The sequence below is a fragment of the Planktothrix serta PCC 8927 genome (assembly GCF_900010725.2).
Taxonomy (GTDB): domain Bacteria; phylum Cyanobacteriota; class Cyanobacteriia; order Cyanobacteriales; family Microcoleaceae; genus Planktothrix; species Planktothrix serta.
This window is the reverse complement of sequence record NZ_LR734869.1, coordinates 281,173-302,373: the sequence shown is the minus strand read 5'-3', so window position 1 is coordinate 302,373 and position 21,201 is coordinate 281,173. Positions and strand designations below refer to the sequence as shown.

Sequence of the window (21,201 nt, the reverse complement as noted above, 5' to 3'; positions counted from 1 at the left end):
TATCATAATATCAATAAGAGTTGTGATTATTAAAAGGGCGATCGCATTTAATAAAATATTGGTGCGTGCGCTGTCGCTTACGCACCCTACGGGGGATGAATTGAATAATTACAATATTTTATCTGATTTTAATTTAAACAAAGAAACAATAGTTTCTGGAACCAGAATTAAATTGTGATTTTGATCACAAAAATTTTTATTAGAGATCACAACTTTATTTTACCGATATCACAGATTATTAGTTATTTCTATCACAAATTTTACGCTGAGGAATCACTCTTAAAGCTTCTGTAAAATCACTTCAATTTTATCAAAAATCCGTAAAGATTAAACTATCGAGTTCAGATTGAATTTTCATGATCCCTAAAGTTCAACTTTTACAATCTGCTCTCAGTGATTTATTTGCCCAAGCGAACACCACAGGTTATTTAACCCTTGGGGATCGTTATGGACTGATGGCAGCGATTTTAGATGAATCTCTTTCGGAGGAAGAGAGACGCTGCATTGATCGATTACTCAGAGCCGTCTATCGCGGAAAAATTAAAATTGTTGATGATCTCTCTAGTTTAAGATAATTAACATCCCCCTTTTTGTCCATCGGGCATCGTCGCCCCACAAAAATTAGTTCCTTGTAATTTAGCATTATTGAGGTTCGCATTTAATAAATTAGCATCATTAAATTGAGCTTCTTCTAAAAATGCTTGATACAGATCAGACCACGATAAATCAGCACCCTTTAAATTAGCCTTTCTTAAGGTTGTGCTATGGAATTTTGTATCTCTTAAATCTGCTCCTGATAAATCCGCTTCAATTAAATTCGCTGAACTTAAATCTGCACCTTTTAAATTAGCCCCTCTCAAGTTAGCTTTTTGTAAATTAGCCCCCAATAAATCAGCCCCTTCTAACTTCGCTTCTGCTAAATTCGCTTCACTCAAATTGCATTGCTGACATTCATTCGTACTAATTAATCTTTCGACATCACTTTTTCTTTCTGCTAATACCGGAATACTGACTCCCAAACCCATTAAACCCACAATAACCAGAAGCAACCATCGGCAATTCAAAACAGCAGATTTAGGAGAGTTTTGCAGATGTGGAAATAATCTAAAATTTTGAAATTTCATAAGTTTTTAGAGAAACTGATTAACAAAAGTACCATTTTTTGCTATTGTAAGATATTGTTCTATCATTGCTAAAGTTATGTCTGCGCCCGTTAGCGCCCCTACGATCACCTCCTTTCCCCTAACTGCGGTTATTGGACAAGGTGCCATTAAGCTGGCCCTGTTACTGACGGCGGTTGACCCTGAATTGGGTGGTGTGGTCATCGCTGGAAGACGGGGAACGGCTAAATCGGTGATGGCGCGGGCATTACACGCTTTGTTACCCCCGATAGAAATTGTTAAAGGATCAATTGCTAACGCTGAACCCGTTAACGAAACCCAACCCACCGAAATTGTCCCCACAGCCTTTGTGCAAATTCCGTTAGGAATTACCGAAGATCGATTAGTCGGTTCAGTGGATTTAGAACAGTCGGTTAAACAGGGTCAAACGGTATTTCAACCCGGACTTTTAGCCACAGCAAACCGAGGGGTTTTATATGTGGATGAAATTAATTTGCTCGATGATAATATTGCCAATTTATTATTAACAGTTCTTACAGAAGGACGGAATTTAATTGAACGGGAAGGGATTAGTTTTGAACATCCCTGTAAACCTTTATTTATCGCTACATTTAACCCGGAAGAAGGGTCATTACGAGATCATTTATTAGATAGAATTGCGATCGCTTTATCCGCCGATGGGGTTCTGAGTTTAGATGAACGGGTGCAAGCGGTGGATCAAGTGATGGATTATGCGCGATCGCCCCAAGATTTCTTAACTCAATATAATCAAGAATTAGATGATCTGAAAACCCAGATTATTTTAGCCAGAGAATGGTTAAAAGATGTGGTGATTACCCCTGATCAAATCTTATATTTAGTTCAAGAAGCTGTGCGGGGCGGTGTTCAGGGTCATCGCTCAGAATTGTTTGCGGTGCGAGTCGCTAAAGCCTCCGCCGCCTTGGAAGGACGTACCACCGTCAACGCCGATGATTTACGTCGGGCGGTAGAATTAGTTATTGTTCCCCGCGCCAAAATTGTTCCTCCTCCCGAAGAACAACAACAGCAACCGCCTCCACCCCCACCGCCTCAAGATCAGTCGCCAGAAGATCAGGAGGAGGAAGAAGACGAGGACGAGGACGACGAGGAAGACCAGCCCGAAGAAGAGGAGGCGACTATCCCTGAAGAGTTTATTTTTGACCCAGAAGGGGTAATCCTTGATGATAGCGTCTTGTATTTTACCCAAATGGCGAACCGTCAAGGGAAATCTGGCAGCCGCAGCGTGATTTTTTCCGATGACAGGGGGCGGTACATTAAGCCCGTTTTACCCAAGGGGAAAGTCCAAAGAATTGCCGTTGATGCCACGTTACGGGCGGCGGCTCCCTATCAACAAGCCCGACGGTTGCGGGAACCGGGGCGAAAAGTGATTGTGGAACAAGGGGATATTCGGGCGAAACGGTTGGCCCGCAAATCTGGGGCGTTAGTGGTGTTTGTAGTAGATGCGTCGGGTTCAATGGCTCTGAACCGGATGCAGTCGGCAAAAGGGGCGGTGTTACAACTGTTAACGGAAGCTTACCAAAGCCGGGATCAGGTGTCCTTAATTCCCTTCCGAGGGGAACAGGCGGAGGTGTTATTACCGCCCACTCGTTCCATTGCTGCGGCTCGAAAACGGCTGGAACGCTTACCCTGTGGGGGTGGGTCGCCTTTAGCGCATGGGTTAACTCAGGCGGTGAGAGTGGGGGTGAATGCTAAACAGTCGGGGGATATTGGTCAAGTGGTGATTGTGGCCATTACCGACGGACGGGGAAATATTTCTTTATCTCGGTCTTTGGGAGAGCCCCAAATTGAAGGAGAAAAGCCGGATATTAAGCAAGAAATATTAGAAATTGCTGCAAAAATTCGCGGGTTAAAGATGCAATTGTTAGTGATTGATACCGAGAGCAAATTCATTTCTACGGGGTTCGCTAAGGAGTTAGCAAAAACAGCCGGAGGGAAATATTATCACCTTCCTAAAGCTACGGATCAAGCGATCGCGGCGATGACCCAAAATGCTTTAAGAGATGCGATCGGTTCCTAAACCCTAAAATTAGATAATCTTGATTATGCTAAAAAAAATCAAAGTTAAAGGTTACAAATCAATTCAATCCCTAGAATTAGAACTCAATAAAATTAATATTTTGATTGGGGCTAATGGGGCTGGAAAATCTAACCTGATTTCGTTTTTTAAGTTATTGTCGTGGATGATACAATCTCAAGGAAAATTGCAATTTTTTATCGGTCAATCTGGGGGAGCTAATTCCTTACTGTTTGATGGGGTTGAAATCACACCTAAAGTGGAAGCAGAACTTAATTTTGAAACAGATTCAGGTCAAAATGATTACTATTTCAGATTGTTTCATGCGGCATCAGATACATTAATTTTTGCAGAGGAAAAGTACAGATTTTATCGTTCTATTTTTGGTTCAGTAGCTGATTGGATTTCTTTGGATTCTGGTCATAAAGAAGCCAAGATTATTGATCTTTTTAATCAAGGAAATCCAACAGCTAGAATCTTATTTTCTTTACTCCAAAATTGTAAAGTTTATCAATTTCATAATACCTCTGACACGGCTCGAATTCGGCAAAGATGTATTATTGAAAATAATCGTTATCTGCGGGAAGATGGAGCCAATTTAGCCTCGGTTTTGTTGAGATTAAAGGAAACTGAATTCAAACATTATCGAATTATTGTCGATACTTTAACTCAAATTACTCCCTTTTTTGATGATTTTGTTTTGGAACCGATTAATAATAGTGTTATTTTACAATGGACAGAAAAAAATACCGATATTATTTTTAGTTCTCATCAAATTTCCGATGGAACGTTAAGAACAATGGCATTAGTCACCCTCTTGTTACAACCAATATCTGATTTACCGGATGTTTTAATCTTAGATGAACCCGAATTAGGTTTACATCCCTATGCAATTAATATTATTGCGGGATTAATTCAGAGTATTTCTCACGAAGTTCAAGTGATTTTAGCGACTCAATCAACTTTTTTAATTGATTGTTTTGCACCGGAAGATATTATTATTGTTGACCGGAAACAACGTGCTTCTGAGTTCAAGCGTCTCGATCCTGAACCTTTAGAAGATTGGTTAAAGGAATATTCTTTATCGGAACTTTGGAATAAAAATGTTTTGGGAGGAAGACCCAAGTGATGATCCGCTTACATATTATTGCTGAAGGCCCAACAGAAGAGAAATTTGTCAATACCATTTTAACAGAGCATTTAGGCTATTTTAATATTAGCACTGATGTCCATTGTATTACAACGAAACGAACACGAACCGAAGTTGTTCGAGGCGGTTTACCCAGTTATCAAAAAATAAAAAAAGATATTATTCTCTGGTTAAAACAGGATAAACATCCTGAAGCTAGATTTACAACAATGTGTGATTTATATGCTTTACCTAATAATTTTCCTGGATTTGAGGAAGCACAGAAAATATCTGATCCTTACCAAAAAGTTCAATACTTAGAAAATGCTTTATTTGACGATATCTTTGAAGATATCAACGATAGTCGTTTTATTCCTTATATTCAATTACATGAATTTGAAGCTCTGATTTTATCTGATCCCATTAAACTTGAGGAACGATTTCCAGACTATCAATCAGAAGTTAAAAAATTAGTTTCCCTCTGTCAATCTTTTGAATCTCCAGAACTCATAAATGGTAGACAACAAACGGCTCCTTCTAAACGAATTATTCAAGCTATTCCTAGTTATGAAGGTGCAAAAGTGTCTGTTGCACCTTTAATGGCTCAAAAAATTGGTTTAGAAACTATTAGGCAAAAATGTCCTCATTTTAATCAATGGATAGAACGATTAGAAAATTTATCTCAACCCGAATAACATTGATTTTAAACACTATTATTACTAGAAAATAGAAATTGTGATGAATTTTGGACTGGTCTTAAATCTCTATTTCTATTTCTTTAAGCTCTCTTGAATGTTCGGGTTGCAGTGATTTCGTTCGTTGTCATGGTCATGATCATTATGAAATTAATATTAGTGCGGGATCAATTCAGAGTATTTCTCCCGAAGTTCAAGTTATTTTAGCGACTCAATCAACTTTATTTTGATTCTGTCTCGTAAAAGTTATAATCATTGGTTGAACATGAACTAACCCAGATTCCGAATTTTTCATCGATTGTACCTATGTCCAGAACCTTTGTATTGCGCCTTCGTCACTTCCATCAACTGATATTAGCATTGACAATTGCTCTATTCGCAGTCAGCTTGAATGCGAGTATCCCCCAAACTCTAGCAGGAGAAGCCTTACCCAGTGATATTAACCCGGTAACTTCCGTAATTCGGGTGGGAAATATGATTTCTGCACCCGTACAGATTGATGGAGAGGAACTGTTTCGAGTGGCATCCAATATTCCCCTTGAAATTGATAAAAAAGGGGACAATATTTCCATTAAACAACGAGCAAAATTGATTGAAAATGAGTTAGATGCAATTTTAAATAATCAACTGTATGGTGGATTATTTGCTAAAGGTTTTGAACCCAATACATTGACCCTAACGGTAAAAAAAGAAAAAGAAAACTTCGTCATTTTTGCCTCCGATCAGGATGAACTTCGAGAACGAGCAATTATGACCGTTACGCCGATTGATGCGGAATTCAATGGTTATTCCCTTGATATCTGGGCTAAAAAATTAACAATCCTGATCAAGAAAGCGTTACTAAAAGGCTATGAACAACGCCAACCTGCCTATTTATATCAAGCGAGTTTATGGGTATTGGGTGTAATTTTACTCTCCAGTCTATTGAGTTTTGGAGTTTATCTACTTCAAAAACGGTTATCTCAACAAAAATTGATTCTCACGCAGCAAAAACCGGAATTTAATTTAGCAGAAAATAGCCCCCATAGTGACCCGACTGATCTCAATAATCAGGTGCAAATTCATGAAGCTACTGAACAACAGAAACGTTGGGATAAAAAACTCAGTAAAAATCAATATCAACGTCTTGTTTTAAAACTGGTTCAACTTTTGATTTGGGTGTTGGCTGTCTGGAAAATGACTCAATTTTTTCCTCAGACTCGATTATTTTCTATTTGGTTGAGTCACGATCCATTTTTTCTGTTAATCATTTTCCTGTTTGTGATGTTTGCAATTCGCATCAGTACCTTAACAATTGATGCTTTCTTACAATCAATTCAAGATCACTATAACCTTAACCCTATGGAGCTTAATCGACAAGAATTACGCTTTGTAACTTATAGTGTTGTTTTAAAAGGAGTTAGCAAAGTTATCTGGATTATTCTAGGTTTGATTGTCGCTTTAGATAGTCTAGAAATTCCTATTGCTCCAGTTGTGGCGGGTGTTGGGATTATTGGGATAGCTCTTTCCTTTGGGTCTCAAAATTTGATTCGAGATGTCTTGAATGGAATTTTTATTCTGTTAGAAGATCAGTATGCTGTAGGAGATTATATTACCGTGGGTGAAACATCTGGCTATGTAGAATATATGAACTTACGCATTACTCAAGTTCGAGGGAAAGAAGGACGGTTAACAACACTTACGAATGGAAGCATTAATATTGTCCATAATCAAACGAAAGAATGGGCAAGAATTGATTTTAAAACAACTATTACTTATCAGTCAAATGTTGATTTAGCATTAGATGTGATGAAAAAAGTAATTGAGCAAATGTCCCAGGAGCCCGACTGGAAAAAGTCAATTTTAACCCCCGTTATGTCAAGTGGTGTGAGTGATCTTCTCGATACGGGAGTTGAATTAGAAATCCGAATTAAAACCAGTCCTGGTGCCCAGTGGAAAATCGCTTGTGAATATCGTCGTCGATTAAAACTCGCTTTTGATCAACAAGGAATTAAATTTGGTAAATTTGAACAAACTGTATTTCTCCCAGAAGTTTCTCAATTGCTGAGTCGGCAAATTATTAATCACTAAACTCAGGGATTAATATCCTTTGAATTTAATCCTGAAATTCCTGAATTAAGGCTAAATCTAAATAACCTTTTTCAGGAATATCCCCCGCTAATACTGTAAACGGTTGATCGGGTTCACCTAGATGATTAATAACTAATAAAGCTTCGGTAAAGTCTTGATTTTTGGTATAATCGTTGACAGTAATTATTGTTTTTAATTCAACTTGTTTAGAGGCTAAAAATCCATGATGGGAGTCTTCAAATACTAAACAATCCGACGAATTTAATCCTAATTTTTCTAATACATAAAAATAAATATCTGGAGCGGGTTTTTTAGCGGGTACAATATCCCCAGCCGCAATTATTTCAAACCAGTCAGGATGAATGGCTGTATTTTCTAATAAGGCTAAAACATTCGGTAAGGCGCTGGTTGTTGCGATCGCTAACCTGATTTCCTTTTCTCTTGCTTCTTGAATTAACCGTTGTACCCCAGGACGCAAGGGAATTAAACCTTGATCTAATAATTTTCGATAATATTGATTTTTTAACTGATGCAAATCTGCAATTAAATTATCTAAATTTTCCGTTAATAAAAAATCTGGTTCATATTGTTCAATATAATAACGAATTCGCTCTTTTCCGCCGCCAATGGCTAATAATTGACCATATAAATCAATTGACCAATTCCAAGGAATACCTACCTCAGAAAATGCTTGATTAAAGGCTATCCGATGACCATCTCGTTCGGTATCCGCTAAGGTTCCATCGACATCAAAAATTAAAGCTTGTAGTTTTTTCATAATTTTAAATATGATGTTTTTTCTGGTTATTTTTGTTAAAAGAGTTGGTGCGTGCGCTAGGCTTACGCACCCTACGGGATGTGAATAGAATTAATTAAGAGATCAATAACTAGATTAATCTATAATACTACTAACGGCTCGATTTCGTCCTTGGGTTTTGGCTTGATAAAGTGCTTCATCTGCGGCATTAATTAAATCCAAAGGAACCCGTTTTAAAGTGGGAATCAGGGTACAAATGCCAATACTTATTGTTACCCGGTCAGCAACAGCAGAAGCGCGATGAGGCAGGTTAAACTGTTGAAGGACTTCTTGAATTTTATCAGCCACTTGCAAAGCACCTTCTTGATCCGTATAGGGTAAAATTATAACAAATTCTTCCCCCCCATAACGGGCAACTAAATCAGTAGAACGTTGAACCCCTTTTTGCAAAGCTTGAGCCACCTGTTGTAAACAGATATCTCCTTGAGAATGTCCGTAGGTATCATTATATTGTTTAAAATAATCAATATCACCAAGCAGTAAAGAAAGGGGACGTTGTTCTCGGATTAAACGATACCATTCTTGATTTAAAATATCATCAAAACAACGACGGTTGGCAATTTGGGTGAGTTTATCCACCATCGCTAAGTTTTGTAATTGTTGGTTAGCCAGTTGCAATTGGTGATGCAGTTCCGATTGCTGAATGGCGATCGCTAATTGAGTCGCCAATTGCTTCAAAAGTTCACTTTCTAAGGGATGCCATTCCCTCGGCTCACTGCAATGATGGGCAACTAATAACCCCCATAAACCCTGAGTTTGTAAAATCGGAACCACTAATTTTGCTCGAACTTGTAACTTTTCTAATAACTCCAAATGACAAGCGCTAATCTCTGGGGTATAGATATCGGGAGTCACTTTAATTGTATTTTGCTCATAGGATTTTCCTTGATTTTCCACAAAATAGCTATCTGTAATTTCCCGATTCAAAATTGATTTTGTCCCCGCACTCACAGACTCCTTAACCACCACTCCACTCCAATCTGGATTAAACCGATAAATGATCACCCGATCTGTTTGTAAGAACTGACGAACTTCGGCGACGGTCGTTTGTAGAATTTCATCTAAATCCAAAGACTGACGAATCCGTTGGGTGATACCATAAATCATCCGTTCCCGTTCAGCCTGTTGTTTCAAACTTTCTTCAGCTTGTTTACGAACCGTAATATCTGAAAAAGAGGTAACAACAGCATAGGGTTGAGGCTGATCGGGATGAAATAAAGGTTGGGAATTAATCGAAATCCAAGTCAAATCTCCATCGGGTTTATGAACTCCCATAATCACGTTATATTGCGGTTTTCCGGTGCGTAACGTCACCATAGCGGGATGGTTTTCTCCAGGGAAATCCGAACCATCATTTTGAATCGCCCTCCAGCGTGGGTCAATAGAAGTGCGGCCCCTCATCTGATCAGAACTTAACCCTAAAATCCGTTCTGCACTTTGATTACAGGCGGCGATCTGACCGTCAGCTTGCTGGAGTACAATACCTTCACACATGGCTGCAATCACAGACCGATAGCGTTCTTCGCTTTCCCGCAGGTTAATTTCCGCCTGTTTCTGAGCCGTAATATCCATCGCTACGCCGATCATACGGATGGCTTGGCCGGATTCGTTATAGTAAACCTGTCCTTTGTTACTGACCCAATGAACGGCCCCTTCCAGCAAAATAACCCGAAACTCGACATTATAATGTGTGGTTTCTGACAACGCACAACGCACAGACTGATTCACCAACTCTCGATCCTCTGGATGTACAATGTCTAAAAAGGCTTGATAGCTGCGATCATAAGGGCCAGACAAGCCAAACATGAGTCGCAATTGATCGGAGTAGAGAATCTCGTTCGTCAGAATATTCCAGTCCCAGGTTCCCATGCGAGATGCTTCTAAGGCTAAGGATAGGCGGGTGTCCCGTTCTCGCAGGGTTTCCTCCATCGCTTTACGTTCTGTAATATCGGTATGGGTTCCAATCATGCGGAGGGGAAGACCTTCCGGGCTCCGGCTGAGAACTTGACCCCGATCCAGAATCCATTTATAAGTTCCGTCTTTGCATAAAACTTGATGTTCAGTGATGTATTGTTTTGTTTCTCCTTGAAAATGTTGTTTAATATTGCGAAAAACCATCTCAATATCATCAGGATGAACCCGGTTTTTCCATTCTTCTAAGGTATTGCCAATTTCATTTTCTGCAAATCCCAACATTTCTTTCCACCGTCGGGAGAAAAATACTTGATTGGTTTGAGGTTGCCAATCCCATACCCCATCTCCATTACCTTCTAAGGCATATTGCCAACGGTCTTCACTAATTTTTAAAGCTTTTTGAGCCGCAATGCGATCGCTAATATCCTCAAAAATATATAATCGTCCAAAATAGCGATCGCTATTATCTCGAATTTGACTGGAAAAACGGCGAATCGTGCGGCTATCATTGAAGGCGATTTCATCTTCAATAATCGCTCGATTTTCTTCATTTTGTAAAGGTTTACAAGACTCAGCGAAAGCCGGAACATCAGCAATTAAAGGAATACAATCGGGAATAATATCATTATTTTTTAAAACCCCTTCTAACATCTGACTTTCTAAGTGTTCAATTCCCCAAATTTCACAAAAACGATGATTAAAATAGAGAATATTATCCGTGCGATTATCAACAACAAAAAAAGCCAAGTTAGATGTATCTGTCATTGAGCGTAATAACGCTTCTTTCCAGCGTAATTCTTGTTCGACACCCTGACGTTCAATTATAGCAGCTTGTTGTTGGGTAATATCTTTTTCATTCACAAGTAACATGGGATGACCCGTTACCGGATCACGGGTACAACGCACATCTAACCAATGGCAACGAATCCCATCTAAAGTATAAACTTGAGTTTCAATGCTAAAAACTGCCCCAGATTGGGCGGTAACGATGGCAGTTTCTCCAATATTAGGATCAACAAAGTGGCGGACAAAGACATTATCCTCAGCCAGATTTGGATATAGGGTATCCCCATAACAACGCATGGCGGCGGGATTTTGCATTAAGGGAACCCCATCCAGGGTGTATAAAGAAATCATCACCGTCGTATGATGGAGGACTTCTATTGATCGCAGAATTTCAGGGGTGTTTTGATGGGCTACCTCTGTAATTCCTTCTACTAACATCGCCATTCTACCCGTTTCAATCAAAATTCCAGAACAAGTACAACGAACTGAAATCGGTTGACCTTCGGGGTAAAATGTCCAGGTTTCGGTAATGGTTTCTTGGTGTTGAAATTGTTGTAAATAAGCGTTTAAACGAATGCGAGTTGCTTCGGAAATATCCTTAAAATTTCGTTGAAGTAATTCCTCTCGATTAGGAGCATTCCAGATATGAAGGGCGGCATTATTTGCCCACCACATTTGTAAATTCTCAATATCAAAAATCCAGATTGGGGTTTGAAGTCGATCCCATCCTTTTAAATCTGCTATTGATACAGAATCAATAGAGTATTCTGTCAGATATCCATTATTAACGGGATGGGAACATTCGCACCTTTGGGTTTGTTGTTCTGTGATTTGTTGCTTCTGTTGATAAAATTCTTGTGGGGGTTGATTTAGTTGTCTGTATTGAATCGCAATTGCCAATTGTAGAGCGACTTGTTGCAGAAATTGAATTTCTAGGGTTTGCCATTTTCGGGGACTGCGGCATTGATGGACAATAACTAAACCCCAAAGCTCAGGTAAGGTTGGGGGCGCTTGATTTGATGGAGGTGTGGGGAGTAAAATCGGGACAACCAGATTGGCAGAGATTTGTAATCGTTGTAAAAGTTGTTTGTAACAAGGTTCAAGAAGCTTAGTCTCTACATCTTCGATCGAACTAATCCGTCCTTGACGATAGAGGTCAACCCATTTGGCTTGAAAACAGGGATCGTAAATCAGTTGTCCGATAATCGGAGTGGATTCGGGACTGACGGATTCTTCTGCTACGACACCATCGCCCTCTGGTAAAAAACGATAGATCACAGCCCGATCGCACCTCAATATTTCCCTAATTCCTGTGACTGTCACGTCTAAAATTTCACCGAACTCAAGCGGTTGGTGAATTTGTTGCGTAATTGCCATAATTTGATTTAGGGCTTGCTCTAAGCCAGTTTTAGATGCCAATAGACGACCAAAGAGCATGATAATAGCAAAAGACTAATATCCGTATTATTAACTACATCACCTTCCCTGGGATCGATTTCATTTAAAACTTGATGAAAAGGGGTATCCGCTTTATCAAAAATTTACAATTGCTGCTCAAAAATTTATAATTGTTCAAGGGTTAAACGATACACGGATCAAGCTTTATGGCCACTTTGTCCCTGGATCACAGAGGCTCGGATTCCAGGGGCTAATCATATCGGCGTTGAAAAAACGCATCACCCAACCCCATCAACCGATTTATCCAGTTGAGTTTAAGCAGAGATTTTAATTTTATTCTGAATTAAAATACAGTTAACAGTTGACCGTTGAACTGTATTTTAATTGGGAGCAGCAGCAGCTTTTTGTTGTGTCACCTTTTGATTTGTTGCGTACAGAACGACTCTATCTTGAGCAATTGCAAATTGCGGATGAGATTGAGGAACTTTCTTCATCAATGCACTCGCTTGTCCCCATGTCGCGGCTACTTTTGTCCATTCCGCTTTTGTTTTAGCTGTTTGTGCTAAGTTTGCTGCATTGGTGGCAGTTCTTACCCCATCTTTAAACGGATCAGAACTAGCGGCTGGAGATGCAGCAGGTTGAGGGGAACCGGACGCTGGAGGAGTGGAGGTCGTGCCAGAAGGTGCGGACTCTGGAGAGGAGGAAGAACCGCCCGGAAGGAAGGGTAAACGGAATATTCCAGTTAAATGTAATCCCGCTAAGATGGCGACAAGGGCTAAACCTCCTAACAAGATAAATAGCAAAACCTTGCTTTTTGCCTTTTCAGGTTCAACCTGTCGAGTGGTTTCGTCTATGCCATCATCGGGATCATCATCCTCTTCAGGATTGTAGGGCGGCGCTACATTATTATTCCTAGGAGGCAGGTACTCATCCTCATCGACTATGTAGTCATCATCGATAATTTCGTCATCAATATTGTAGTCCTCGTCTTCGTCTTCGTCTTCGTTCTCGTCGTCCTCATCCTCATCCACAAGGGGAACAGAAGATTCATCCAAATAGACATTATTGATCTGATTAACGGCGGGCTCCGGCGGGGTTCTCAGAACAATTTCTTCTTCCCAAAGGGGTAAATCATCTCCAAACTGACGTCCATACACTCTAATGGTGTAAATTGTTTCAACGCCGAGGCGATCCATCCCATTACGGACGAAGTTCACTAAGTCTTTTTGATGGTTAGGAACTTGATCCCCCTCCAACATCACATGGAGACAGCCGTTATCCCGCATGACATCGGCATTGATTCCTTTGGCTTTCAGCGAGTGATTAATTGCGTCTGCGATCGCTTTTGGATCACCGCTTTTAGCAAGTTCCCGTCGGCTTTGGTCTTGTGCTGACATAGCTAAACCTCTTTTGGGGGTAACGGTTCAAGCATTTCAATGATACTATACCAGGGAACACAGAACAGCTTAACAAACAACAGACAACAAACAACAGACAACAGACAACATTATCTTTGAAAGAGACGACACAATTCAATGATATGAGTTTGTAGGGTTGAGAGTTCTTCTGCACCTCGTTTGAGATTAGCTTCTAGCTGAAGTAATAGGGGTAAGCTGTGTTGGAGTTGTTTGAGGGTGAGAGTTTGTACTTCTTTTTGCAGGAAAAAGACGCGGTTAGGGTTGCCAATTTCGGCGGTTTTAGCAATTTCCTGTTTATCCCTGACCCCGGTTTCCATCATTAATTTAATCCATAACCAGGTGCGAAATTGACTGACTAAGGTGGCGACAATTTTGAGTCCTGGTTCATTATGGGTGAGTAAATCTGTAATTAACTCTAACGCCGCGCTCGTTTGTCCCGCTTTAATACAAAGGGCCAGTTTTAAGCTATTTTGAGTATTGGACTGAACCAATAAGGAAATTTGCTCAACACTTAAGGGTTGATGAGTATTTCCTGTAAACAGCTTGAGTTTTTCCAATTCGTTATATAGTTGTCGGGTATCATTTCCCACTAACTCCGCTAATAGGGTGATCCCATTCTGGGTGAGTTTGACCCCGCATTCAGTGGCTAGGGTTCGCACTTGATGTTCTAATTTATCGGTTTCCCAAGGTTTAATTCGAGAAAATTCTCGCAATTCGCCTTTAGATTTGTCAATATATTTTTTGAGTAATGTAGTGGACTTCAGGCGACCGTCAGGTTTATTGGAACCCGTTAGAAGTAACGTTGTCGTATCAGGGATCACCGAAAGTGTCCGTTCTAACTCTTGATAAACATCCGTTGGACATTGCTGCATTAGGGAAGTATCCGCTAACCAAACGAAGCGTCCACCAAACCCAAAAGGAGGGGTCATGGCTTGATTAAGTCCCGCAATTACAGAATTTGGTTGATCGGACAGAATTCTGTCAAAATTAAAACTAGCCCAACTGGGATCAAGGACAGACTCACGCAATCGTTCAACCGCTTGCATTAAAGCAAAGTCATCGTCTCCCCAGTACAGGTAGATAGGCATAATAACTTAAATTTATCAAAAGAGGCGATTAAAATTGGACGATACTTATCAAGTTTATGTGAATCGGGTAGCGCGATTAACGCTGCCAGAATCTTATCACTCTCAGCTTGAGTATATTCAGGAGTCCCCAAAGTTTAAGCCTGACTCCCAGGGTAAACGCCAAGCTGTGCCTTTTCCGGGTTATAGCATTATTACCCCTCCGGCGGAAGAAGATGGGGATAATGGAGAATTTTATAAAAATCTCCGAACTTGTCAACATCAACTCAGTGAAAAGTTTGATCCCAATTTCTTGATTCCGATTCCTGGGGATAGCTTACATTTTACCTTGGCTGATTTGATCTGGGATGGAGCTTATCGAGATGCGAGTCAAGATCCAAATTTTGCTTCTAACTTACATCAAACGATCGCCCAATCTTTTCAAAGTTTTCAGTCAACACCTATTCCTCATGGAATTCGTTGGCAAATTTTTGGTTTTATGTTAATGCCAAGGGCGATCTCTGTTTGTCTGGTTCCCCGTGATCAAGAGTCCTATCAAAAAACAACTGAATTCCGGCGTGCTATCTATCAAAATCCCAGTTTAATTCCGTTAGGTGTCGATCAACAATATTATTTAACGGCTCACATCACATTAGGTTATTTTGGAACAATTCCTGAAAATTTAGATCGGGGACATTTTTGTAATATTCTCTCTTCTTTCAATCAACAATGGTTAGATTCAACTCAAGAAATTTCGGTTAACCGAGCAGAACTCCGCAAGTTTGACGATATGACTCGCTATTACCGAGAACCAGACTGGCCTGTTTTTAAATTTTAGACCTTAAGCGTTGTTGGTTGATGGTTAACCGTTAACTGTCAACCAATAACAAACCATACTTGAGAGCCAATGTTTATAGAAATTCAAAAAAATCTGGATTTCATCCGTAAAATCTGAGCCAGAAACCCGGTTTCTTTGGTTTTTGGTGTAAATCCTCTGAATAATAGGGACAAATAGGATATTAGGATTGTACATTAATTATTAATTTGAAATTCGATAATGATTCATGTTATTGGAATTGGGTTAGACGGTGCATCGGGACTGAGTGAGTCTGTTCTTAACTTAATTGCAGGAGCGACAGTATTAGTTGGGAGCGATCGCCATTTAAGCTATTTTCCTGAACATTCTGCATCGCGGTTAGTCTTAGGAGATTTAACCGAAACTATTATTGAAATTCGCCAACAATTAATCCGATGGGAAATTGAAAACAAACAATCTCTTGATAATTATATTGTGATTTTAGTATCGGGTGATCCTTTATTCTTTGGTCTGGGTCGTTTATTAGTCGCAGAATTTCCCCCAGAAAAATTAACCTTTCATCCCCATGTAAGCTCAATTCAATTAGCCTTTAATCGCATTAAAATACCTTGGCAAGATGCAGAAATTCTGAGTGCTCATGGTCGTTCGATGGAAACATTAATTCAAGCTTTACAACAAGGAATAGAAAAAATTGCGATTTTAACGGATAATATTCATAATCCCCAGGCGATCGCTCAATTAATCAATAGTTTAGATTTACCCAGTTATTATCAATTTTGGGTGTGTGAAAATTTAGGAGGAAACGATGAACGAGTCCAACTCTGGGATATAGAATCGTTAAAAAATCAAGAATTTTCTAGCTTAAATATTGTTATTTTATTACGTCAATCTCGATCAGGAATAGAACCCTTAGATTTATCTAAAATTCCGACTTTTGGGATTCAGGATCAACTGTTTTTAAGTTATAGCGATCGCCCCGGACTCATGACCAAGCGAGAAGTCAGGACTTTAGTATTAGGAGAACTCGCTTTACAACCTAAACAAACGATCTGGGATATTGGAGCCGGAACAGGTTCAGTTTCCATAGAAATTGCTAGGCTTTTCCCTGATTCTACCGTTTATTCGATTGAAAAAACAGCAGCCGGAACCACCTTAATTGAACAAAATCGCCAACGATTTCAAGTCAATAATGTAGTTTCAATTCACGGAGAAGCACCCGATATTTTACATCATTTACGTTCCCCTCATCGTATTTTTATTGGGGGAAGTGGAAAGAATTTAAGCGAAATATTAGGGATTTGTAGTATTCGTTTATCTCCAGGCGGTGTGATTGTTCTAGCGTTAGCAACCCTTGAACATTTAAACACAGCCTTAAACTGGTTAGAACAACGAAAACGAATCGAACACAGTTGGACTTACCGCATTTTAAATGTACAATTATCTCGTTCCGTTCCCATTGCTAATTTAACCCGTTTTTCTCCCCTCAACCCCGTCACCCTTTTAACGATTTCTCACCATAGCCTATTCGCGTAGGGTGCGTAAGCTCCGCGCACGCACCATGATCCCACAGGGTTTATAACAGTTATTGATATAGCATTGAACAGGTTAATGTTGACAACAACTTCCGTGTCTTTGTGCCTTCGTGGTAACATTCAAGGCTTGACCCTTGTAAACAAGCCAGCACCACCTGTTATCATAGAAACCCATCAATAAATCGAGTTTTAACGGTGATCAAAACCCGATTTCTGAAGGAATATTACTTGTGCCGAATGAACTCGTAAATAGCTAAATAATCCGTTCCCGGTTGCTTCCAAGAATAGTCATAACTCATGCCTTGAATTCTCAATTTTTCAAATTCATCAGGATAATAATTCCATAACCCAATTGCTCGATCCATTGCCGATTCTAAGGCTGGCTCATCGGTTTGATTGAAAACATAACCATTGCGTTCTTCTGGAGTATGATATTGATCATAATCCCGATCAAAAACGGTATTAACTAACCCGCCAACCCCTCGAACAACTGGAACAGCACCGTATTTTAACCCAATCATTTGAGTTAAACCACAGGGTTCATAATTACTGGGAACCACAATAATATCCGCCGCCGCATAAATTAAATGGGATAATTCCTCATTAAACCCTAGTTCTAAATGACAATCCGGGTTATCATTTAAAAAGTTCTTTTCATGCCAAAACCAAGAGTTAATACCCGGTTCCGTTGCCGAACCTAATAACACAAATTGAGCTTGTCGATGCAGCGCATAATAAATGGCATGATGAACCAGATGCACCCCTTTTTGATCATCTAAGCGACCAATATAACAAACAAGAGGTTTATCTTCATGGCTTAACCATAACCGTTCGCGTAAAGCTTTTTTATTCTTTTCTTTTCCTTCTAAAGTTTCGGGGGTATATTGTTCAGGAATAAATCGATCAACTTCAGGGTTCCAAACCTTATAATCAATCCCATTTAATACCCCACCAAATTTATGTTGATGTAGTTCTAGGGTGTGTCCTAAACCATAACCAAATTCACCATAATGGGCTTCCCAAGCATGGTTAGGAGAGACGGTTGTGACAAAGTTAGAGTAAACAATTCCCCCTTTCATAAAATTTAAGCCAAAGGGGTTGAAATTATCGCGTAAACGGTCATATTCAAAATAGTAGGATTCTCGGTTTAATCCCGTAGCCCAAAGGATATTTGTTCCGGCAATTCCTTGATGTTTAAAATTATGAATGGTATAACAAACTCGGATATTTTCCATACCCTGATATTTGTACATTTCATACAACATAACTGGAGCTAAACCCGTTTGCCAATCATGACAATGGAGAATATCAGGACGTTTTCCAGATTTAAGTAAAAACTCTAATGCGGCTTTACTAAAAAAGGCAAATCGCAGATAATCATCGACGCAACCATAATAACAACCTCGGTCAAAGAAATGATCTTCGGAGTGAGGTTCAATAAAAAAACACAACTGTCCATGAACCCAACCACAAAAAACCGTGCAGTGAATGGCACCATCAAACCAGGGAACATATAAGTCTTGATAGGCTTCATGAAGTCCCCAAATTTGGTCATACCTCATGCAGTCGTATTTAGGCAATATAATCTCAATGGTATGACCCCGCAGTTCTAATTCCCTACTGAGTCCGTACACAACATCGCCTAAGCCTCCCGCCTTGATGACTGGGGCGCATTCAGAGGCAATTTGTACGATGTACATCCTGTTTCCTCACTCCAAACCGTGATGTTTTGTCTTCCCCATAGTAATCAGGTTGGCTAAATTAGTAAACCCCTGAAGGATGATTTTTTTGCGGGTTTGATTAATTCGGATTAGAATGGGTCGGGTTAGTTGGGGTTTTAAAAGTAACTGTAGAAGGAACCACAAAGGCACAAAGACACTAAGAAAGGGATGAAGGATATATTCAAAAAATTAGGGGAAATATGAGTAAATATTTTAATATAATTATTGAAAAAGATAGCGATGGATATTTAGGCTTTTGGTTCTTGTTCGTCAATCCAAGCTAAACCACTGACAGGAGCAGAGTATATTGTATTCATCAGTTGTTGCCAAAGTTCAATAGGAACAAGAACATCGGTTGTTTCGCCATCGGCATTGGTGACATAACGAATAAGATGTTCAATTTGTGCGATCGCCATAGGTATAACCCTCTGATTATGCTATTATTGTAGGGATGGAACTGTCAGCATATTGCTAACGTTCAAATTCAGAAAAAATCAGGAAAAATTAATCTATTAACCTATTATAGCATGACATTAAAAATAATGTTATAATAGAAAAAATTATCAATATTTATGGTGAGTTATGATGCCCTCTTTAGAAGTTCGTGAATTTGCTGAAAAAATTAATCAATTATCCCTTGAGGATAAACAATGGTTACTCCAACAATTAATGCAAGAAATTACTATTTCTGACAATTCTGATCTCAACCCATCTAATTCTTTAACGAAGGAGGTTAAAAAGACATTTAATATTACTCCTGCTGTACAAAGAAAATTCGGGAGTGCAAAAGGTTTGATTTCAATGTCCCCTGATTTTGATGAGCCCTTAGAACATTTCAAGGATTATATGTAATGAAATAATGCTACAATAGAGGGGGTTTAACCAAATTCGTGACTCGGAAAATAGTAAATATGAAAGCAGTCATCTCACAACATATTGACATTACTCCAGGAATCTGTGGTGGAAAACCTCGTATTGCTGGACATCGAATTAAAGTTCAAGATATCGTAATTTGGCATGAAAGAATGGGAATGTCACCCGATGAAATTATTTATCACCATCCTAGTATTACCTTAGCTGATGTTTATGCAGCTTTAACTTATTACCATGACCATCGAGAAGAAATTAGACAACAAATTGAAGCAGGAGAAGATTATGCTAAAGAATTACAAGGAAATCAACCCTCTTTAATTCAAAAAATATTAAAGGGTGAAAATGTTAAACAAGATTAAATTTCATCTTGATGAAAATGTGAGTAATGCGATCGCACTTTAACCAGCTATTGAATAGATTATCACCCGTTGAACAAAAAATTGTTGTAGAATTGAGCAAATTTGATGAACCTGTATCCAGAGAAGAGTTAAGACAACATTTAGATTTGTCCTCAATAGACTTAATTAATGGGTTACAATCTTTACAGCAACGGTATTTAGTTAGTAAAATTAAAGCTGATCCAATTTTGTTTAATTTGTCTTTACTTTTTTAGGAACATTTGAGAACAATAGAAAAAAATTCTATTAATTCCTAATTTATGTAACCCTAAAAATTTTAAAATTAATAATAATTATTGGCGATCTCTTTAATTATATTATCATAAATCCTGGGATTAATTCTGATTATAATTTTTTCCGGTTAGTTGGGGTATTTTTTGATCAAATCTCATCCACTTAAATATTTATTGAGCAACTTTAATTGGCCCTTCAATACTCCCACTAAAAAATTGTTGTACCATAGCACTATCGGTTGTGTAGGCTTCTTCAATTGTGCCTTGCCATTGAACTAAACCTTGATAGAGAAACACAATTCGATCCGCAGTGCGTCGAATCGTGCTATCTTGATGCGTGACAATTCCGTAGGTACTGCATCCTTTTCCACTATGTTGTAAATCTCTAATTAAATCTTCAATAACGGTTGATGCAATCGGATCTAAACCTGCGGTAGGTTCGTCATATAAAATTACCTCTGGAGTCTCCCTAGAATTTTCAGGATTAGGCATAATAGCACGGGCAAAACTGACCCGTTTTCGCATTCCTCCTGATAATTCGGCGGGATAGCGATCGCCAATATTGGGCAACCCTACCATCTCCAATTTTTCATTGACTAATTCTCTGATTTTTCGAGGAGGTAATTTCGTATGTTGATAGAGTAAAAATCCGATATTTTCTGTTACGGTTAAAGAATCAAATAGTGCCGCCTGTTGAAACACCATTGCAATTCCAATCGGATCAGTAATATCATCTACCCATCCTTGCCGTTTTTTTCCTAATACATAAACTTCCCCTCTATCGGGAGGTAAAAGTCCGGCAATAATTCGCAAAATCGTTGATTTTCCTGTTCCTGAAGGGCCAATAATTCCTAATGCTTCTCCTCGATAAATGGTTAAATCAACTTGATCTAAAATCACTTGTGAACCAAAAGCCTTACTGATTCCTTTTAACTCAATTAAAGGTTCTAAGGATTCTGCTCGTTTCGATAACACTAAGTTATCTTTCAAATCGAGGGGTTCAACTTCAATCCGATGAATTTTTCCCGTTTTACTGTCTTTCATGATCTTGCCAAACCCTTCTGATCATTGTACTTTTGACCCCATTCACTTGTTCAAGAAACGAGGGGATGACCCTGACTCCCTTGATTTTTCCTTGGGGGAATCATCACAATAGGATAGA

General features: G+C 39.1%; 18 protein-coding genes. 10 read left to right on the top strand and 8 right to left on the bottom strand.

The features are described from left to right. Positions 1 to 356 precede the first annotated feature (356 nt). A complete protein-coding gene (locus tag PL8927_RS12240; protein WP_083621743.1) occupies positions 357 to 575 on the top strand; it encodes a hypothetical protein in 219 nt (72 codons plus the stop codon). On the opposite strand, the gene PL8927_RS12235 is transcribed toward PL8927_RS12240, so the two are convergent. After that, positions 576 to 1,124, bottom strand: coding sequence for a pentapeptide repeat-containing protein (locus PL8927_RS12235; protein WP_083621740.1), 549 nt, complete (start codon positions 1,122 to 1,124; stop codon positions 576 to 578). A gap of 76 nt (positions 1,125 to 1,200) precedes the next feature. Between PL8927_RS12235 and bchD the strand changes: the two genes are divergently transcribed. From bchD to PL8927_RS12215, 4 genes are all read left to right on the top strand, one after another. Next, the gene (gene bchD / locus PL8927_RS12230) at positions 1,201 to 3,177 is read left to right on the top strand and encodes a magnesium chelatase ATPase subunit D (protein WP_083621739.1); all 1,977 of its coding nucleotides are present in this window, start codon (positions 1,201 to 1,203) and stop codon (positions 3,175 to 3,177) included. Between the two features lie 25 nt (positions 3,178 to 3,202). After that, positions 3,203 to 4,303: an AAA family ATPase gene (locus PL8927_RS12225; RefSeq protein ID WP_083621737.1), complete on the top strand. Its 1,101-nt coding sequence runs from the start codon at positions 3,203 to 3,205 to the stop codon at positions 4,301 to 4,303. Continuing rightward, complete coding sequence (locus PL8927_RS12220) at positions 4,303 to 4,998, top strand: DUF4276 family protein (RefSeq protein ID WP_083621735.1); 696 nt, start codon at positions 4,303 to 4,305, stop codon at positions 4,996 to 4,998. Before PL8927_RS12225 ends, PL8927_RS12220 begins: the two co-directional genes overlap by 1 nt. Before the next feature lie 306 nt (positions 4,999 to 5,304). Continuing rightward, on the top strand, positions 5,305 to 7,068 hold the full coding sequence (locus tag PL8927_RS12215; RefSeq protein ID WP_083621733.1) for a mechanosensitive ion channel family protein: 1,764 nt from the start codon (positions 5,305 to 5,307) through the stop codon (positions 7,066 to 7,068). 25 nt (positions 7,069 to 7,093) lie between these two features. Here the strand turns inward: PL8927_RS12215 and PL8927_RS12210 are convergent, their stop codons facing one another. The 4 genes from PL8927_RS12210 to holA all read right to left on the bottom strand — a co-directional run bounded on the left by PL8927_RS12210 (position 7,094) and on the right by holA (position 14,489). After that, a complete protein-coding gene (locus tag PL8927_RS12210) occupies positions 7,094 to 7,846 on the bottom strand; it encodes an HAD family hydrolase (RefSeq protein WP_083621730.1) in 753 nt (250 codons plus the stop codon). 114 nt (positions 7,847 to 7,960) lie between these two features. Then, positions 7,961 to 12,022 (bottom strand): diguanylate cyclase domain-containing protein, encoded by a 4,062-nt coding sequence (locus PL8927_RS12205; RefSeq protein WP_083621727.1) that lies wholly within the window; start codon positions 12,020 to 12,022, stop codon positions 7,961 to 7,963. Between the two features lie 341 nt (positions 12,023 to 12,363). After that, on the bottom strand, positions 12,364 to 13,380 hold the full coding sequence (locus tag PL8927_RS12200; protein WP_083621724.1) for a hypothetical protein: 1,017 nt from the start codon (positions 13,378 to 13,380) through the stop codon (positions 12,364 to 12,366). A 110-nt stretch (positions 13,381 to 13,490) separates the two neighbouring features. Continuing rightward, positions 13,491 to 14,489, bottom strand: a complete 999-nt coding sequence (gene holA, locus PL8927_RS12195) for a DNA polymerase III subunit delta (RefSeq protein ID WP_083621722.1) — start codon at positions 14,487 to 14,489, stop codon at positions 13,491 to 13,493. A 34-nt stretch (positions 14,490 to 14,523) separates the two neighbouring features. On the opposite strand from holA, the gene PL8927_RS12190 reads away from it, so the two are divergent. Both PL8927_RS12190 and cbiE read left to right on the top strand, forming a co-directional pair. After that, positions 14,524 to 15,303, top strand: coding sequence for a DUF1868 domain-containing protein (locus PL8927_RS12190; RefSeq protein WP_083621719.1), 780 nt, complete (start codon positions 14,524 to 14,526; stop codon positions 15,301 to 15,303). A 216-nt stretch (positions 15,304 to 15,519) separates the two neighbouring features. Further along, positions 15,520 to 16,815 (top strand): precorrin-6y C5,15-methyltransferase (decarboxylating) subunit CbiE, encoded by a 1,296-nt coding sequence (cbiE, locus tag PL8927_RS12185; RefSeq protein WP_331281818.1) that lies wholly within the window; start codon positions 15,520 to 15,522, stop codon positions 16,813 to 16,815. A gap of 223 nt (positions 16,816 to 17,038) precedes the next feature. Here the strand turns inward: cbiE and glgA are convergent, their stop codons facing one another. Beyond that, entirely contained in the window at positions 17,039 to 18,514 is a 1,476-nt protein-coding gene (gene glgA, locus PL8927_RS12180; protein ID WP_083621715.1) for a glycogen synthase GlgA, read from the bottom strand. A 269-nt stretch (positions 18,515 to 18,783) separates the two neighbouring features. Beyond that, a complete protein-coding gene (locus tag PL8927_RS12175) occupies positions 18,784 to 18,951 on the bottom strand; it encodes a hypothetical protein (RefSeq protein WP_156093177.1) in 168 nt (55 codons plus the stop codon). A 166-nt stretch (positions 18,952 to 19,117) separates the two neighbouring features. On the opposite strand from PL8927_RS12175, the gene PL8927_RS12170 reads away from it, so the two are divergent. Genes PL8927_RS12170 through PL8927_RS12160 form a run of 3 tightly spaced genes read left to right on the top strand, consistent with a single transcriptional unit; the run spans position 19,118 to position 20,021 of the window. Next, a complete protein-coding gene (locus PL8927_RS12170; RefSeq protein WP_231505993.1) occupies positions 19,118 to 19,387 on the top strand; it encodes a DUF2281 domain-containing protein in 270 nt (89 codons plus the stop codon). 59 nt (positions 19,388 to 19,446) lie between these two features. Further along, positions 19,447 to 19,767: a DUF433 domain-containing protein gene (locus tag PL8927_RS12165; RefSeq protein ID WP_083621713.1), complete on the top strand. Its 321-nt coding sequence runs from the start codon at positions 19,447 to 19,449 to the stop codon at positions 19,765 to 19,767. 50 nt (positions 19,768 to 19,817) lie between these two features. Further along, the gene (locus tag PL8927_RS12160) at positions 19,818 to 20,021 is read left to right on the top strand and encodes a hypothetical protein (RefSeq protein WP_083621711.1); all 204 of its coding nucleotides are present in this window, start codon (positions 19,818 to 19,820) and stop codon (positions 20,019 to 20,021) included. Between the two features lie 189 nt (positions 20,022 to 20,210). On the opposite strand, the gene PL8927_RS12155 is transcribed toward PL8927_RS12160, so the two are convergent. Then, positions 20,211 to 21,083 (bottom strand): ABC transporter ATP-binding protein, encoded by an 873-nt coding sequence (locus PL8927_RS12155; protein WP_083621709.1) that lies wholly within the window; start codon positions 21,081 to 21,083, stop codon positions 20,211 to 20,213. Positions 21,084 to 21,201 lie beyond the last annotated feature (118 nt).

What these genes read in the sequence shown, in the direction of transcription:
- PL8927_RS12205 (WP_083621727.1), bottom strand. Translation starts at nt 12,022, where the DNA reads ATGCTCTTTGGTCGTCTATTGGCATCTAAAACTGGCTTAGAGCAAGCC.
- PL8927_RS12175 (WP_156093177.1), bottom strand. Translation starts at nt 18,951, where the DNA reads ATGGCGATCGCACAAATTGAACATCTTATTCGTTATGTCACCAATGCC.
- holA (WP_083621722.1), bottom strand. Translation starts at nt 14,489, where the DNA reads ATGCCTATCTACCTGTACTGGGGAGACGATGACTTTGCTTTAATGCAA.
- PL8927_RS12165 (WP_083621713.1), top strand. Translation starts at nt 19,447, where the DNA reads ATGAAAGCAGTCATCTCACAACATATTGACATTACTCCAGGAATCTGT.
- bchD (WP_083621739.1), top strand. Translation starts at nt 1,201, where the DNA reads ATGTCTGCGCCCGTTAGCGCCCCTACGATCACCTCCTTTCCCCTAACT.
- PL8927_RS12210 (WP_083621730.1), bottom strand. Translation starts at nt 7,846, where the DNA reads ATGAAAAAACTACAAGCTTTAATTTTTGATGTCGATGGAACCTTAGCG.
- PL8927_RS12200 (WP_083621724.1), bottom strand. Translation starts at nt 13,380, where the DNA reads ATGTCAGCACAAGACCAAAGCCGACGGGAACTTGCTAAAAGCGGTGAT.
- PL8927_RS12235 (WP_083621740.1), bottom strand. Translation starts at nt 1,124, where the DNA reads ATGAAATTTCAAAATTTTAGATTATTTCCACATCTGCAAAACTCTCCT.
- PL8927_RS12155 (WP_083621709.1), bottom strand. Translation starts at nt 21,083, where the DNA reads ATGAAAGACAGTAAAACGGGAAAAATTCATCGGATTGAAGTTGAACCC.
- glgA (WP_083621715.1), bottom strand. Translation starts at nt 18,514, where the DNA reads ATGTACATCGTACAAATTGCCTCTGAATGCGCCCCAGTCATCAAGGCG.
- PL8927_RS12170 (WP_231505993.1), top strand. Translation starts at nt 19,118, where the DNA reads ATGATGCCCTCTTTAGAAGTTCGTGAATTTGCTGAAAAAATTAATCAA.
- PL8927_RS12225 (WP_083621737.1), top strand. Translation starts at nt 3,203, where the DNA reads ATGCTAAAAAAAATCAAAGTTAAAGGTTACAAATCAATTCAATCCCTA.
- PL8927_RS12240 (WP_083621743.1), top strand. Translation starts at nt 357, where the DNA reads ATGATCCCTAAAGTTCAACTTTTACAATCTGCTCTCAGTGATTTATTT.
- PL8927_RS12220 (WP_083621735.1), top strand. Translation starts at nt 4,303, where the DNA reads ATGATCCGCTTACATATTATTGCTGAAGGCCCAACAGAAGAGAAATTT.
- PL8927_RS12215 (WP_083621733.1), top strand. Translation starts at nt 5,305, where the DNA reads ATGTCCAGAACCTTTGTATTGCGCCTTCGTCACTTCCATCAACTGATA.